The organism is Rhodopila sp. (genome assembly GCF_035548235.1).
Lineage (GTDB): Bacteria > Pseudomonadota > Alphaproteobacteria > Acetobacterales > Acetobacteraceae > Rhodopila.
The window spans coordinates 1-14,790 of the sequence record NZ_DASZTJ010000263.1 but is presented as its reverse complement, the minus strand read 5'-3'; the positions used below and the strand labels follow the sequence as shown (position 1 = coordinate 14,790).

Genomic DNA, 14,790 nt, shown 5'->3' with positions numbered 1-14,790 from the left:
CGGCGCCGAGCGGGCGCGGCGTCGGCGTCCGGACGGTCGGTGCGGTCAGCGCGGTCGGTGCGGTCAGTGCGGGAACGGTCGCGGCGTTCCTTGGGTTCGGTCTTCTTCGTCTCCTTGTCCGCCTTGCCGGAGCGGCGGCGGCGTCCCGCCTTCTCCGCCCAGTCCACCGGATCGAGGCCCTCGACCACGACGGGCGGGATCGGATGGCCGATCAGCTTCTCGATCTGCTCGACATGGAACCGGTCCTCGGGGCAGGCGATCGTGAACGCCTTCCCTTCCAACCCCGCTCGGCCGGTCCGCCCGATGCGGTGGACGTAATCCTCGGCGTGGATCGGGACGTCGAAGTTGAACACATGCGACAGCCCGCCGATATCGATGCCGCGCGCGGCCACGTCGCTGCACACCAGCAGGCGCAGTTCGTTGGCTTTGAAACGTTCCAGCGTGGCGAAGCGCAGCGTCTGCGCCATGTCGCCGTGCAGCGCGCCGGCCACGAAGCGATGCTTGGTCAGCGATTTATACAGGATGTCGACGTCGCGCTTGCGATTGCAGAAGATCAGCGCGTTCTGCACGTTCTCCTGCCGGACCAGCCGGCGCAGCGCCTCCCGCTTGTCGTGTTCGGCGACCAGCACGAGGCCCTCGGTGATCGTGGTCGCCACCGACGCGGCGCGCGACACCGCGATTTCCTTGGGGTTCCGCAGGAACGCGTCCGCCAGCCGCCGGATTTCCGGCCCCATCGTGGCCGAGAAGAACAGCGTCTGCCGCGTCGCCGGCAGCAGCGAGACGATCCGTTCGACATCCGGGATGAAGCCCATGTCGAGCATGCGGTCGGCTTCGTCGATCACCAGGACGCGCGTGTCCGACAGCAGGATCGAGCCGCGATCGAACATGTCCAACAGCCGGCCCGGCGTCGCGATCAGCACGTCGACGCCGCGGTTCAGGATCTCCTTCTGATCCGACATGCTTTCGCCGCCGATGATCAGCGCATGGGTCAGCTTCAGGTATTTGCCGTACTGGACGAAGTTCTCCGCGACCTGCAGCGCCAGTTCGCGCGTCGGCTCCAGGATCAGGCTGCGCGGCATCCGGGCGCGGGCGCGCGAGCCGGAGAGGATGTCGAGCAGCGGCAGGGTGAAGCTGGCGGTCTTGCCGGTGCCGGTCTGCGCCGTGCCCAGCACGTCGCGGCCCATCAGCACGAAGGGGATGGCCTGTTCCTGGATCGGCGTCGGATGGCGGTATCCCATATCCGCGATCGCGCGCAGCACTTCCTCGGACAGCCCGAGATCGCTGAACACGGCGCGTTCGGGTTCGGCCTGGAGCTCCGCCGGGGTCTCTTCGGCTTCGGGCTCTTCGTCCCCGCTGTCCGCCGGTTCCGCGCTTGCGTCCGTGCCCTGGGGTGCCGCGTCGTCCGGCGCGGCGGCCGTCTCCGCCGTAGGTGCGACGGCGGCTGTCTCGGCCGTGGATGCGACGTCGGCCGTCTCGGCCGCGGGTGCGACGGCGGCCGTCTCGGCCGTGGGTGCGACGGCGGCCGTTTCGGCCGTAGGTGCGACGGCGGCCGTCTCGGCCGCGGGCGTTTCCGCCGCCGGGGCATTCTGGGGATCGGTCTCCGCCGGCCCGTTCGCGTCCTGCGCCACGGCTGGGGTCGCAGCCTGGGTTTCGGCGGCGGCCGCCACCGTCTCGTCATCGGCTCCTGGGGCCAGCCCTGGGGAGGTCGTTGTGTCTGTCAAATCATGTCCAGTCGATGGCATGGATGGAAGATATGGCAGCGAACGGCGAGACACCGGAAACGCCGCCCGCACCGCCGACATCCTGCGCGAATCACGCTGCCGGACCATGCATCCCGCCTGCGTGACGGGCGGTATCGGTATTGCGGCCCGAAAAGTCAAGCTTCCCCTAAGGCCGCTTCACTGAAAAAGCGCGCCTTTCCTCGGTAACACACGATACCGCGGAACGCGGATTTCCGCAAAAGGCCCGCGGCGCGGACGTCTTCGCCGCTGAACCGTTCGGCCCCGCCATCACAAAACGGCCCGCGGACGACGCCGACGCCCTGAACGGGCTGGTGTCGAACGGGTTGCGCCGAACGGGTTCGCGTCGATCGCGCGGTCAGACCCGCTCGATCAGCGCCGCGATCCCCTGGCCGACGCCGATGCACATGGTGGCGATGGCGCGCTTCCGTCCCAGCGTCTCCATCGCGTTGACCGCCGTCAGCGCCAGGCGTGCGCCCGACATGCCCAGCGGGTGCCCCAGCGCGATGGCGCCGCCATGCGGGTTCACCTGTTCGGCATCGTCGGCCAGGCCCAATTGACGCAGGACGGCGATGCCCTGGCTGGCGAAGGCCTCGTTCAGCTCGATCAGGTCGACGTCGTGGATCGACAGCCCGGTCTTGGCGAGCAGCTTCTGCACCGCCGGCGCGGGGCCGATCCCCATGATCCGCGGCGGCACGCCGGCGGTCGCCATCGCCACCACCCGCGCACGCGGGGTCAGGCCATGACGCTTCGCCCCTTCCTCCGACGCGATGATCAGCGCCGCAGCGCCGTCGTTCACGCCGGATGCGTTGCCCGCCGTGACGGTGCCGGGGTCGCGGAACGGGGTCTTCAGCTTGGCCAGCATCTCCAGCGTGGTGTCGGGACGCGGATGCTCGTCGTGCGCGACGACGGTGTCGCCCTTGCGGCCCTTGATGGTGACGGGCGTGATCTCCTGGGCGAAGAAGCCGGACTCCTGGGCCTTTTTCGCGCGCGCCTGGCTGTTGTAGGCGAACTTGTCCTGGTCGGCGCGGCTGATCTGGAATTCCTCGGCCACGTTCTCGCCGGTCTCCGGCATCGAGTCCGTGCCATAGGTCTTCTGCATCAGCTTGTTGACGAAGCGCCAGCCGATGGTGGTGTCGTAGATTTCGGCCGACCGGCCGAACGCCTCGGTGGATTTGCCCATGACGAAGGGGGCGCGGGTCATGCTCTCCACGCCGCCGGCCAGCATCAGTTGGGCGTCGCCCGCCCGGATGGCCCGCGCCGCCGTGCCGACCGCGTCCAGGCCGGAACCGCAGAGCCGGTTGATGGTCGAACCGGAGACCGAGGTCGGCAGCCCCGCCAGCAGCACCGCCATGCGCGCGACGTTGCGGTTGTCCTCGCCCGCCTGGTTGGCGCAGCCCATGATGCAGTCGTCGAGCGCTTCCCAGTCGATGCCCGTGTTCCGCTCGGCCAGCGCCTTGATCGGATGGGCGGCCAGGTCGTCGGTCCGGACATCCTTGAGTGCGCCGGCATAACGGCCGATCGGCGTGCGGGTGAAGTCGCAGATATAGGCTTCGGCCATTGGACGCCCCTTTTCTGGTTGAGTTGCTCCTGATGGCATGTCTTAGAGCGTCCGGGACGGCGGTCAACCGATCACGGCGTCCGTCGCTGATTGTCGCGATGCAGACTAACCGGGCGCAAGCGACCCTGTCGGCGGCACGCCCGGAACCTTCGGGACGATCGGTGCGACAGGACGATGAAACCACCCCCGCGCCTGTTCCTGCACGGCGACCCTGGCCCGGTGAAGTCGCCAACCCAGGCCGAGTTCGGTCGACACCGCACGGCGATACTCGGAATCGTGCAGCGCCTTCTCGTCGCAGGCCCGCTTGACCGGATCGTCGTAAAAGGATGCCAGCTTGGCCGCCCCCATGCCCGGCGTTCGCATCCAGTCCGGGAGGTGTGCGGTCACCAGGCGCTCGATATCCGTCAGCAGCCGTACGATCCCCATGCCCGTCGCGGGGCACGACGCCTGGAACACGTCGCCGATCAGCACCACGCCATCCTTGCGGTAGTCGCGCGCGACGTACAGGTCCATCGGCCGGGCGCTGACCGGACCGGTGGCACGGTACGGGCCGATGGCGCTCTCCAGCCGCGGCAGGACCGCATGCAGGCCGTTCGTGGGATCGTCGATGAAGGCGCGGGTCCAGGGGTCCTTGTAGTCCCGATAGGTAAACAGGTTCACCCGCGTCGTCCGGCCGAGCGTGAAGGCCGACAGGTAGTCGATCCGATCGCGGACGGACTCGCGCTGGTAGACGATGAACCCGGCCTGGAACAGGCTTCCGCCCGCCGGCTCGATGTCGAAGCCGAACGTGAGAGAGTGGCCGGCGCTCAGCATGTTCCGCTCGATGCCTGCCTGCCGCGCCAGCGCCTGCCCGTGACCGGTCGCGATCACCAGCAGCCGGCCGGACACGCTGCGTCCATCCGCCAGCCGCACGGTCTGGGTGGACGGGCCGGTCACGGCCTCGGTCGCCCGGCCGGTGACGCGCCTGACGGACGACGGCACCATCGCCCTGGCGCGGCTCACGAGGTCCTCGTACCGCAAGCCGAAATTCACGCTGGGCATGGTCGTCAGCATGCGGCCATGCCGCGCGACGGAGACGGTCTCGCAGCGCGGCAGCCCATCCGTCAGGCCGGACAGGAAACCGAGTCTCCGCATTTGTTCGACCATGGGCCCGTCGAGATGCTCCGCGCGGAAATCCGGGGGATAAACCTCGAACCGATCGATCAGAACAGTTGAATAACCTTCTCGCCCGCACGCCGCCGCGGCCAGGCTGCCGCAGAGGCCGCCGCCGACGATGACGATATCGACTTGGTCGGAAGAGGCCCGGACAGACGCATCGTGCACGTGTCAACGCTCCAGAGGTCGGCGCGAAGATCGAGAATAAGGTCGCGGAGGCGGAACACGAATCAACTGGCCATGATCCGATCGGTTCAACTGTAACGTGAAGCCTTCAGGTCATGGCTTGAAGTTTCGGAGAATACGGCATCGGCGCGTCAAGGTCCGCGGCGCGCCCAAGACGGTTAATTCCTGGCCATCCGGTTTGGCTTGGAAACGACAGCCCCTTGGTCCGCTTGGCGCTGGCGCGAAAGCTCAGTAGACCGACCCCCAAAAGGAACTGGCAGGAGGAACTGGCCATGTTGAGCATGACGGACAAGGTCGCCATCGTCACCGGCGCCGGGTCGGTGGGACCGACCGGCAGCAAGATCTGGGGCAACGGGAAGGCAACGGCCGTGCTGCTCGCACGCCAGGGGGCGAAGCTGTTCCTGGTCGACGTGAACGACGAGGCGGTGGCCGAGACGAAGGCGATCATCGAATCCGAAGGCGGCACCGCCGTCGCCCATCACTGCGACATGATGGACGCGAGCGACGTGCGGGAAATGGTCCAGGCCTGCGTCGACCGGTTCAAGCGGATCGACGTGCTGGTCAACAACGTCGGCGGTTCGGCCCCCGGCGACCCGGTCAGCATGACCGAGGACGTCTGGGACCGGCAGATCGACTTCAACCTGAAGACCGCCTTCCTGGGCTGCAAATACGTCCTGCCGGTGATGGTCGAGCAGGGCAAGGGCGCGATCGTCAACCTGGCGTCCGTGGCGGGGATGCGCAACGACTTCCTGAGCGGGCGGTCCCATGTCGGCTATGCCGCGTCGAAGGCGGGGGTGATCCAGTTGTCGAAGTCGGTGGCGGGGACCTACGCGAAGAAAGGCATCCGGGTGAACACGGTCGTCCCCGGCCTGATGCACACGCCGCTGGTCGAATACCGCCTGGCACGGACGGTCGGCGGCAACGATGCCCAGAAGCTGATCGACGCCCGCCACGCCGCGGTGCCGATGGGCCATATGGGCGACGCCTGGGACGTCGCGCACGCCGTCCTGTTCCTGGCGTCGGACGAAGCACGCTTCATCACCGCGACCGAGATCGTCGTCGACGGCGGCAGCACGGCAGCCATGCCATAATTGATTTGTGTTTTGGGGCAGGAATCTTTATCTGACCAGTCTAGTCAGAAAGGGTTTCTTAACGTGTCCCCGTCATCATCCCATCAGGAGCAGCGCCCCCGGGATGCCGACCCTGCGCAGGGGACGGCGTCATGGAAGCTGGAAGATGCCAAAGCGAGGTTCAGCGAAGTGGTCCGTCTAGCCGAATCCGGCGTGCCTCAGCACGTCACCGTCCGCGGCCGCGCTGCTGTCGTCGTCCTGGCGGCGGCGGATTATGCGCGCCTCGCCCCTTCGGCCGCCAGCGAAAGCCTGGCCAGCCTGTTCGCCGACGGCCCGTTCGCGCGGCTGGACGATTTCGACGACGCGCTGGTCCGCGAACGGCCGGCGACGCGCGATCCGGTCGATTTCTCAGCCTGACCCGATGACGCCGCGCGGCTGGCTGATCGACACCAACGTGGTCTCGGAACTGCGCAAGGGTCCGCGCTGCAACCGCGCCGTCTGGCAATGGGCGGACCGGGTGCCGCGCGTCGCCTGCTATCTCAGCCGCGTCAGCCTGGCGGAAATCCGCTTCGGCATCGAACGCGCGCCTGACCCGGGCTTTCGCGCCGAACTCGAAGCGTGGCTGCGGGACGGGGTCATCGCATGGTTCGGGGACCGCGTCCTGGATGTCAGCGAGCGCGTCCTGATCCGCTGGCGCTGGCTGGTGTGGGAAGGCCAGAAGACCGGCTACACCTACCAGCAGCCCGACGCCCTGCTCGCCGCCACGGCGCTGGAAGCCGGCCTCGGCGTCGTCACCCGCAACACCGAGGACTTCGAACGTGCCGGCATCCGCCTGCTGAATCCCTGGCTCATGGCATGAAGGCGCCGCCGTTGACGTGGATGGTCTGGCCGGTGACGTAGCGCGCCTCAGGGGAGCACAGGAACCGCACCATCGCGGCGATCTCGTCCGGGTGGCCGCGCCGGCCGAACAGGCTGTCGGGCAAGGCGGACCGGCCATGGTTGCCGCCGGCGGCCGCGCCGCGGATCGTCTCGATCGATCCAGGGACGACTGTATTGACGGTGATATTGTCGGCCGCCAATTCCTTTGCCAGGGCGCGTGTCAGGCCAACCATCCCGGCCTTTGCCGTCACGGCGTGGACCCGTCCGACCGCCCCCACATGGGCCGACATACCGCCAAGGTTCACGATCGACCCGCCGCCCGCTTCGGCGATCCGCGGCGCGGCGGCATGGGCGCAGTAGAACGCACCATCCAGCGTGGCGCTCATGATCTCGCGCCATTCTTCCGGCGTCATGTCGGTGAATTTTGTCTGACGCCGGACCGAGGCGTTGTTCACCAGCACGTCCAGCCGCCCGAAGGCCGAGACGGCGGCGTCGACAAGCCCCCTCGCCTGCGCCGGATCGGTGATGTCGGCCATGTGGACCACGGCCTTGCCGCCCGCTTCCTCGACCAGCCGAGCGGTTTCGCGCGCGTCGTGTTCGGCCTGGCGGGCGGTGACGAGGATGGCGAATCCCTCCCGCGCCAGGTGCAAGGCGATCGCGCGGCCGATATTCAGCGCGCTTCCGGTAACGATTGCCGCTTTCATGACCATTCCTCCCAGGCATCCAATTGGACACACGCCGATTGGACGGACCCCAATTGGACAGACAACCCCTCTTGGTGTGCAATGCCACGATCCAAGCAAGGAGGAAATCATGGCCCAGGTACCATCGTCGGCGTCCCGCGACCGCGTGCGCGAAACCGTCCCCAAGATGATCGAGCTGACCGAGAAAGTCCTGTTCGGCGACGTCTGGGAACGGCCCGAACTGTCGAAGCGCGATCGCAGCCTGATCGTCTGCGCGGTGCTGACTGCGACCTATCGTCCGGAACAGCTCAAGGGCCATCTGCAGCGCGCGCTCGACAACGGCCTGACCAAGACCGAGATCTCGGAAATGATCACGCATGTCGCGTTCTATGCCGGCTGGCCGGCGTCGATGTCGGCGGCGAACATCGCCCGCGAAGTCTTCGAAGCGAATCCGTAAAGCACCCTGCCCCGTCCGCCCGGCCGACGGGCGGACCCCTCTCCAGACAAGGCTGAACGAATATGAAAGCGGGCTTTATCGGCCTCGGCACCATGGGTGCGAGCATGGCCGCCAATCTACAGAAGGGCGTCCAGAAGGACGGCCATACCGTCCTGGTCCACGACATCAACAAGGCAGCCGCCGCGTCGCATCTACGCAACGGGGCGAAATGGGTCGACAGCCCGGCGGCGCTGGCGGCCGAAGCGGACGTCATCTTCACCTCGCTGCCCGGCCCGCCGGAGTTCGAGGCGGTCTGCTATGCCGAAACCGGCCTGCTTTCGACGATCCGGAAGGACGCGGCGTATTTCGACCTGACCACCAACTCGCCGACCACGGTACGCAAGGCGCATGACGCCTTCGCCGCGAAGGGGGCCTATCTGTTCGACGCCCCGGTCAGCGGTGGGCCGAAGGGCGCGGCCACCGGCAAGCTGGCGATCTGGTGCGGCGGCGACCAGGACGTGTTCGACACATGGAAGCCGGTGCTCGACGCCATCGGCGACCAGGCGCGCTATATCGGCCCGATCGGCGCCGGCTCCGTCGCGAAGCTGGTGCACAATTGCTACGGCTACATCGCCACCGCCGCGGCGGCCGAGGTGTTCAGCATGGGCGTCAAGGCGGGGATCGAGCCGCTGGCGATCTGGGAAGCCGTCCGCCAGGGCGCGATCGGCCGGCGCGGCGCCTTCGACTCGCTGACCGACCAGTTCCTGCCGAACAAATACGAACCGCCGGCCTTCGCGCTGCGCCTGGCGCACAAGGACGTTTCGCTCGCCACCGCGCTCGGGCGCGAGCTGAACGTGCCGATGCGGCTGGCCAACCTGGCGCTGGCGGACCTAGCCGAAGGGCTGAACCGGGGTTGGGCCAACCGCGACTCGCGCTCGATCATGGTGCTGCAGACCGAACGCGCCGGGGTCGAGGTCGCGGTCGACCCGCAGCGCGTCGCGGAAGCCTTGGATAACAAGGCCAAGAACGGCTGATCGTCTCGATGAGGTTGCAATCGGGGCATGGCGCCAAATATTGAACGCCATGTCCTTGATCGCGTGGCTCGCCCATGTCTGGTAGCAACCTCTTTGGCGAGCTTCGCCGTTTCGCTCGGACCTCCGGCGCCGTGGGCGGCATCGCGGCGCGCGTGGCCGGAGAGCGGATGCTGGGCATCAAGACCGACCGGGCAGCGCACGCCGAGGACCTGAAGACGATCCTGGGCGGGCTGAAGGGCCCGCTGATGAAGGTGGCGCAGTTCCTCTCCAGCGTGCCGGACGCGCTGCCCGCCGAATACGCGGCGGAATTGGCGCAGTTGCAGTCGAACGCCCCGGCGATGGGCTGGAACTTCGTCCGCCGGCGGATGAGCAGCGAGCTTGGACCCGACTGGCAGTCGAAGTTCGCGTCCTTCAGCCAGACCGCCGCCGCCGCGGCCAGCCTGGGCCAGGTGCATCGCGCCCGCCTGCATGACGGGACCGAGGCCGCGTGCAAGCTGCAATACCCCGACATGCCCAGCACGGTGGAAGCCGACCTGCGCCAGTTGAAGCTGGCGATGGCCGTCTATGCCCGCATGGACAACGCGATCCACCAGGACGAGATCTACAAGGAACTGACCGAACGCCTGCGCGAGGAACTGGATTACGAGCGCGAGGCGGCGCAGATGCGGCTGTATCAGTTGATGCTGCACGACCGTCCGGCGGTGCATATCCCCCGGCCCATCCAAGGCTATTGCACCAAGCGGCTGCTGACGATGACCTGGCTCGATGGCCGGCCGCTGATGGAGCGCCTGGCGGAAGAGCCGCCGCAGGAGGAGCGCAACCGCATCGCCGAGGCGCTGTTCCAGGCCTGGTACGTGCCGTTCTACCGCTATGGCGTGATCCACGGCGACCCGCACATGGGCAACTACCAGGTGCGGCCGGACGGGTCGGTGAACCTGCTGGACTTCGGCGTGATCCGCGTGTTCCAGGCACGCTTCGTCAGCGGCGTGATCGCCTTGTTCGAGGCGGTGCGGGACCATGACGACGAGAAGGCCCACCATGCCTATGAGACCTGGGGCTTCACCAACCTGACGCGCGAGAAGATGGAGGTGCTGAACCTCTGGGCCCGGTTCCTCTACGAACCGCTGGTGGAGGACCGCGTCCGCCGCATCCAGGAAACCAACGACGTCACCTTCGGCCGCGAAGTGGCCGAGAAGGTCCATGCCGGCTTGAAGCGCACCGGCGGCGTGATGCCGCCACGGGAGTTCGTGTTGATGGACCGTTCGGCGATCGGCCTGGGCGGGGTGTTCCTGCGGCTGGGCGCGGAGCTGAACTGGAGCCGGATGTTCCACGACCTGATCGCGGACTTCACGGAGGAGTCGCTCGTCGACAGGCAGGCCACCGCGCTGGCCGAGGCCGGCGTGCCGCTGGCGAAGTAGCGCGTCCGTTCCCGTCGCGGCCGGATCACTGGTCCGGCATCGGCGGCAGCAGCGCCGCGGCATAAGCCGCCGGGTTCGCCACCAGGGCCCTGGCCGCGTACAGGTCCGCGGCGCGGGCCGCGGCGGCGGGGCACGGCGCCCGGATCTCCAGTTCCTCCGACGCCGATACCGGCACCCTGGCGGCGCGGTTGCGGCGGATGGCTTCCGCCATCGGCTGGAACCCGGTCGAGAGTGCGGCCAGTTCGCGATTGAGCGCCTCGTCGCCCAGGCTGGTGCAGACCTGCGGCAAGACCCCGATGCCCTGGATCGGCCAGCCCAGGGGCGCGATCACGCGGCTCCAGGTGACGAACAGTTCGCCGCCGTCCGGCATGGGGTCGATCGTCTGCACCAGGCCCTTGCCGACGGTCGCGCTGCCGACCACCACCGCCCTGCCCCGATCGGACAAGGCCGCCGCAAGGATCTCCGCCGCGCTGGCGGTGTGGCCATCGACCAGGATGACCAGGGGGACGTCCTCCGCCAACTCACCCGGCACCGATCGCCAGATATGGTCGGCGTCCGGGTCCCGTCCCTGGGTGACCGCGATCAATCCCCCCGGCAGGAATTCATCCGCCGCCGTCACCGCCTGGCGCAGCAATCCGCCCCGGTTGTCGCGCAGGTCAAGGACGATCCCGCTGACCGGGTTCGGTTCCGCCATCGCGTCCTGCACCGACAGGGCGATATGGGAGGCCGTGGTCTCGCTGAACCCTGTGATCCTCAGCACCAGCACGTCGTCCATCCGCCGCGCGAACACCGTCTCCGGCGGTACCATGGCGCGCACCATGGGGTATTTGCGGGTGCGCCCGTCCCGGCCGCGGACCGTGAGCGTGACGTCGGAACCGTCATCGCCGGCCAGCAGGGCGTTGATCGTGCGCAGATCCTGGTCGGTGGTGCGCTGCCCGTCCACGGCCAGCAGGATATCGCCGGGCTTGATGCCGGCGATGGCGCCCGGGCTGTCGCGGATGACGGAACGGATCTCGGTCAAGGCGCCGCGCGGCGCGACGGTCAGGCCCAGGCCCGCACGTCCGGCACGGTTCGCCCGGTCGGCCCCCGCCTCGGCCGGCGGCACGTAGCGCGAGTAGATGTCGATATGGCTGAACATTTCATCGAAGAAACATTGGATCAACCCTTGCGTCCCCGCCCGGCGCAGCGGCGCGGACACCTGGTAGCCGGCCGCCGTCAGCTCGACGGCCATCTTCACCCACGGGCCGGCGGCTTCGCCGTTCGGCGTCGAACGATCGGCGATCGTCTGGCCACGCCGCGTCAGGCGCACGCGGGAATCGGCGGTCTCGACCTGCAGCGCCGGGTCCAGCGAGGTCATTCCGCGCAAGCCCCAGATCGTCAGCCGGGAGACCGGCACCGGATCGAGGATGCGCGGCGCGATGAAGCCCAGCGCTTCCGTATAGACGGATGTCAGGCGATTGAGGTCCAGCCCGCCATAAGCGGTCGTTTCCGCCTGTGCTTGGCCGATCAGGAAAACGAGCAGCAGGAGTCCGACACGGCGCATGGTCAAGCTCACCGATGTCGGGGCCGCTTTCCCAGGCCGTCTCTGTTTGGACCCTCGCCTTTGTCGCGATCCCCTTTCGGGCGACGGCGATGGCCCTTGGGACCATGGGGCTCCGTACGCCGCGGTTCCGGCACGATGTGGAACTGCAGGCCGCCGGTGATCGGGTTGGCCTCGCTCAGCCTGGCCTCCACGGCCTGCCCAAGCCGATAGACGATGCGGCTGCGCCGGCCCGTCAGGGTTTGCGCGCGATCGTCATGCTCCCAGTAATCGTCAGGCAGGCTCGCGAACGGCACCATGCCGCTGGCACCCGTCTCGGTCAGCGTCACGAACAGCCCGTGGCGCGTGACGCCGGAGATCCGGGCGTCGAACTGCGCGCCGACCCGGGTCGCCATGAAGGCCGCGAGATACCGGTCCGTCGAGTCGCGTTCCGCCACCTGCGCCCGCCGCTCGGTTTCCGTGATGGCCTCGGCAATCGCCGGGAATTCGGCCGCCTGGATATCCGCCAGCCCGTCGCGGCCCAGGCGCAGTCCCTTGATCAGCGAGCGGTGGACCAGAAGGTCGGCATAGCGCCGGATGGGACTGGTGAAATGCGCGTAGCGCGGAAGCGCCAAGCCAAAATGGCCGATATTGTCCGGGCTGTATGCCGCTTGAGATTGACTGCGCAACATGACCTCGTTGACCAGCATCGCTTCGGGCGAACCGGCCACTTTCTGTAACACGTCATCAAGGTCCCGCGGATGGATCTGGCTCCCTGGCTTGAGGGAAATCCCAAGCGTTGCCAAAAAGTCACGGAGTGTGTCGAGCTTGTCATCGCTCGGCGGCGCGTGGACGCGGTACATGCACGGACGATGAAGCCGCTCCAGTTCTTCGGCCGCCGCAACATTCGCCAGGACCATGAACTCCTCGATCAGCCGGTGGCTGTCGAGCCGTTGCCGTGGTGCAACACTGACCACACGCCCCTGTTTGTCCAACACGATCTGCCGCTCCGGCAGATCCAGGTCGAGCGTCCCGCGCGCCTGGCGCGCCGCCAGCAGCGCCCGGAACGCGGCGTAGAGCGCCGGCAGCGGCAGGCCCAGGTCGTTGCCGGCATCGTGCGCCGCCTGCACTTCCTCATAGGTCAGGCGCGCGGCACTGCGCATCAGGCCGCGGCCGAAGCTGTGCGACGTCTTGCGGCCGTGGCGGTCGATCCGCATCTCGACGAACAGGCATCCGCGGTCCTCGTGCGGACGCAGGCTGCACCAGCCGTTGGACAGCGCCTCCGGCAGCATCGGCACGACGCGGTCGGGGAAGTAGACGCTGTTGCCGCGCTGCCGCGCCGCGCGGTCCAGCGCGGAGTCGGGCTTCACGTAATGGGCGACGTCGGCGATGGCGACGATCAGGCGGAACCCGCCATGGTGGTCGGGTTCGGCGAAGACCGCGTCGTCGAAATCGCGGGCATCGGCACCGTCGATCGTCGTCAGCGGCACGCCGCGCAGGTCGGTGCGGTTTCCCAGCCGCGTCGCGCGGGCCCGCTTCGCCTCCTGCAGCGCGTCCTCGGGGAAGACCTGCGGGATATCGTGCGTGTGGATCGCGATCAGGCTGATCGAACGGGCGTCGCCCAGTGGCCCCAGGCGCTCGATCACCCGCACCGGCTTGAGGCCGAGATGGTGGCGCTGGGCAATGGGTTCGGCGAGCACCAGTTCGTTCGCCTCCGCCCCTGCCTCCTGCCCTGCCGGCACCAGCCATTCGGCCTTGGACCGCCGATCGGTGGGGATGACGCGGTTCCCGGCCCGGCCGTGCCGGAAGACCCCCAGCACGCGTGCGGGGGTTTCGCTGAGCCGGCGAATGGTCCTGGCGTGGTAGCGGTTGGGCCCGGCGGGGCGCAGATGCGCCAGCACCCGCTCGCCGGGCGCGAGCGCCGGCGCGTCCGCTTTCTCCGGCTGCACCATGATCAGCGGCGGGACCCCGTCCTCCCGCTTCCAGTCCGCGGGGCGGCCGATGGCATCGCCGTCGCGATCGGTGCCGGTGACCTGGACGACCAGCGTCTCCGGCAGGCGGGCACGGCGCCGCCGGGCTTCGTCCCGCCGGGGCGCGTCCCTGTTCATCCCCCCGGGAGCTTGGTGTGGGGCCCGCCGGCCCCGATGCTGCATGCGTTTCGCCACGAACGGTGTGATCTCAACTGCCGGGGAAAGATTGGCACGGCGGCGCCCTGCCGGCCATGGCGGCCGGGGTCAGCGGGCCCGTTGCACCGTATAGTCGGCAACGCCCGCCAGCGCCCGCCGCATCGGGCTGTCGGGGAAAATACCCAGCGCCGCCTTGGCGTCCCGCGCGAACCGGGCGGCCCGGTCGAGGGTGGCCTTGATCGCGTCGTGCCGCTCGATCAGCCGCATCGCCTCGACCAAATCGTCATCCGTCTGCTGCTGCGACTCGATGGTCCGCCGCCAGAACGCACGCTCCGACTCGCTGCCCGCCTGGAAGGTGACCAGGACCGGCAGCGTGATCTTGCCTTCCCGGAAATCGTCGCCGATCGTCTTGCCCAGCGTCGCCTGGTCCGCCGCGTAGTCGAGCGCGTCGTCCACAAGCTGGAACGCGATGCCGAGGTTCATGCCATAGAGCGACAGGGCCGATTCTTCCGCGTCCGGACGGGCGGCGACGACCGCGCCCACCTGGCAGGCGGCGGCGAACAGCGCCGCCGTCTTGCCCTCGATGACTTCCAGGTAGCGCGCCTCGGTCGTCGACAGGTCGTTCTGGGTGACGAGTTGCAGGACCTCGCCCTCCGCGATCGTCGCCGCGGCCTTGGACAGGATGCCCAGCACCTTCAGCGACCCGTCATCGACCATGAGCTGAAAGGCGCGGGCGAACAGGAAGTCGCCGACCAGGACCGAGGCCTTGTTGCCGAACACCGCGTTGGCCGAGGCCAGGCCGCGGCGCAACTGGCTCTCGTCCACGACGTCGTCGTGCAGCAGCGTGGCGGTATGGATGAATTCGACGCAGGCGGCGAGTTCGACATGCCGCGCGCCGTCGTAGCCGCAGAGCCGCGCGGCCGCCAAGGTCAGCAGCGGCCGCAGCCGCTTGCCGCCGGCCGCGACGATATGCGCCGCCAGTTG

13 protein-coding genes are annotated in these 14,790 nt (G+C 68.3%); 6 read left to right on the top strand and 7 right to left on the bottom strand.

Annotation, left to right across the window (positions count from 1 at the left end; all coding sequences use genetic code 11):
- From VHB27_RS21150 to VHB27_RS21140, 3 genes are all read right to left on the bottom strand, one after another.
- The coding region (locus tag VHB27_RS21150) for a DEAD/DEAH box helicase (RefSeq protein ID WP_408904031.1) at positions 1-1,742 on the bottom strand (1,742 nt) is incomplete at its 3' end.
- Between the two features lie 355 nt (positions 1,743-2,097).
- Positions 2,098-3,300 carry a 3-oxoadipyl-CoA thiolase gene (gene pcaF / locus VHB27_RS21145; RefSeq protein WP_325604290.1) on the bottom strand — a complete coding sequence of 401 codons (1,203 nt, stop codon included), beginning with the start codon at positions 3,298-3,300 and terminating at the stop codon, positions 2,098-2,100.
- Positions 3,301-3,405: 105 nt separating this feature from the next.
- Positions 3,406-4,623 carry an FAD-dependent oxidoreductase gene (locus VHB27_RS21140; RefSeq protein ID WP_325604288.1) on the bottom strand — a complete coding sequence of 406 codons (1,218 nt, stop codon included), beginning with the start codon at positions 4,621-4,623 and terminating at the stop codon, positions 3,406-3,408.
- A gap of 290 nt (positions 4,624-4,913) precedes the next feature.
- On the opposite strand from VHB27_RS21140, the gene VHB27_RS21135 reads away from it, so the two are divergent.
- The 3 genes from VHB27_RS21135 to VHB27_RS21125 all read left to right on the top strand — a co-directional run bounded on the left by VHB27_RS21135 (position 4,914) and on the right by VHB27_RS21125 (position 6,570).
- Positions 4,914-5,732, top strand: a complete 819-nt coding sequence (locus tag VHB27_RS21135) for an SDR family NAD(P)-dependent oxidoreductase (RefSeq protein WP_325604286.1) — start codon at positions 4,914-4,916, stop codon at positions 5,730-5,732.
- A gap of 63 nt (positions 5,733-5,795) precedes the next feature.
- Positions 5,796-6,128, top strand: coding sequence for a type II toxin-antitoxin system Phd/YefM family antitoxin (locus VHB27_RS21130; protein ID WP_325604284.1), 333 nt, complete (start codon positions 5,796-5,798; stop codon positions 6,126-6,128).
- 4 nt (positions 6,129-6,132) lie between these two features.
- Entirely contained in the window at positions 6,133-6,570 is a 438-nt protein-coding gene (locus VHB27_RS21125) for a PIN domain-containing protein (protein ID WP_325604282.1), read from the top strand.
- On the opposite strand, the gene VHB27_RS21120 is transcribed toward VHB27_RS21125, so the two are convergent.
- Positions 6,560-7,294: an SDR family NAD(P)-dependent oxidoreductase gene (locus VHB27_RS21120; protein ID WP_325604280.1), complete on the bottom strand. Its 735-nt coding sequence runs from the start codon at positions 7,292-7,294 to the stop codon at positions 6,560-6,562. The genes VHB27_RS21125 and VHB27_RS21120 overlap by 11 nt on opposite strands.
- Positions 7,295-7,403: 109 nt before the next feature.
- Here VHB27_RS21120 and VHB27_RS21115 point away from each other — a divergent pair, with 109 nt between their 5' ends.
- The 3 genes from VHB27_RS21115 to VHB27_RS21105 all read left to right on the top strand — a co-directional run bounded on the left by VHB27_RS21115 (position 7,404) and on the right by VHB27_RS21105 (position 10,161).
- On the top strand, positions 7,404-7,730 hold the full coding sequence (locus VHB27_RS21115; RefSeq protein ID WP_325604278.1) for a carboxymuconolactone decarboxylase family protein: 327 nt from the start codon (positions 7,404-7,406) through the stop codon (positions 7,728-7,730).
- Positions 7,731-7,792: 62 nt separating this feature from the next.
- On the top strand, positions 7,793-8,743 hold the full coding sequence (locus VHB27_RS21110; RefSeq protein ID WP_325604276.1) for an NAD(P)-dependent oxidoreductase: 951 nt from the start codon (positions 7,793-7,795) through the stop codon (positions 8,741-8,743).
- A gap of 74 nt (positions 8,744-8,817) precedes the next feature.
- Positions 8,818-10,161 (top strand): ABC1 kinase family protein, encoded by a 1,344-nt coding sequence (locus VHB27_RS21105; protein ID WP_325604274.1) that lies wholly within the window; start codon positions 8,818-8,820, stop codon positions 10,159-10,161.
- A gap of 25 nt (positions 10,162-10,186) precedes the next feature.
- On the opposite strand, the gene VHB27_RS21100 is transcribed toward VHB27_RS21105, so the two are convergent.
- The 3 genes from VHB27_RS21100 to VHB27_RS21090 all read right to left on the bottom strand — a co-directional run.
- On the bottom strand, positions 10,187-11,704 hold the full coding sequence (locus VHB27_RS21100) for a S41 family peptidase (RefSeq protein ID WP_325604272.1): 1,518 nt from the start codon (positions 11,702-11,704) through the stop codon (positions 10,187-10,189).
- Positions 11,705-11,712: 8 nt separating this feature from the next.
- Positions 11,713-13,788, bottom strand: coding sequence for a ribonuclease R (rnr, locus tag VHB27_RS21095; protein ID WP_325604270.1), 2,076 nt, complete (start codon positions 13,786-13,788; stop codon positions 11,713-11,715).
- A gap of 126 nt (positions 13,789-13,914) precedes the next feature.
- A partial coding sequence (locus VHB27_RS21090) for a polyprenyl synthetase family protein (RefSeq protein ID WP_325604268.1) occupies positions 13,915-14,790 on the bottom strand: 876 nt, incomplete at its 5' end.

Bases quoted from the DNA above. Each gene is read 5' to 3' on its own strand.
- pcaF (WP_325604290.1), bottom strand. From the start codon at position 3,300: ATGGCCGAAGCCTATATCTGCGACTTCACCCGCACGCCGATCGGCCGT.
- VHB27_RS21135 (WP_325604286.1), top strand. From the start codon at position 4,914: ATGTTGAGCATGACGGACAAGGTCGCCATCGTCACCGGCGCCGGGTCG.
- VHB27_RS21125 (WP_325604282.1), top strand. From the start codon at position 6,133: ATGACGCCGCGCGGCTGGCTGATCGACACCAACGTGGTCTCGGAACTG.
- VHB27_RS21120 (WP_325604280.1), bottom strand. From the start codon at position 7,294: ATGAAAGCGGCAATCGTTACCGGAAGCGCGCTGAATATCGGCCGCGCG.
- VHB27_RS21115 (WP_325604278.1), top strand. From the start codon at position 7,404: ATGGCCCAGGTACCATCGTCGGCGTCCCGCGACCGCGTGCGCGAAACC.
- VHB27_RS21110 (WP_325604276.1), top strand. From the start codon at position 7,793: ATGAAAGCGGGCTTTATCGGCCTCGGCACCATGGGTGCGAGCATGGCC.
- VHB27_RS21105 (WP_325604274.1), top strand. From the start codon at position 8,818: ATGTCTGGTAGCAACCTCTTTGGCGAGCTTCGCCGTTTCGCTCGGACC.
- VHB27_RS21100 (WP_325604272.1), bottom strand. From the start codon at position 11,704: ATGCGCCGTGTCGGACTCCTGCTGCTCGTTTTCCTGATCGGCCAAGCA.
- rnr (WP_325604270.1), bottom strand. From the start codon at position 13,788: ATGAACAGGGACGCGCCCCGGCGGGACGAAGCCCGGCGGCGCCGTGCC.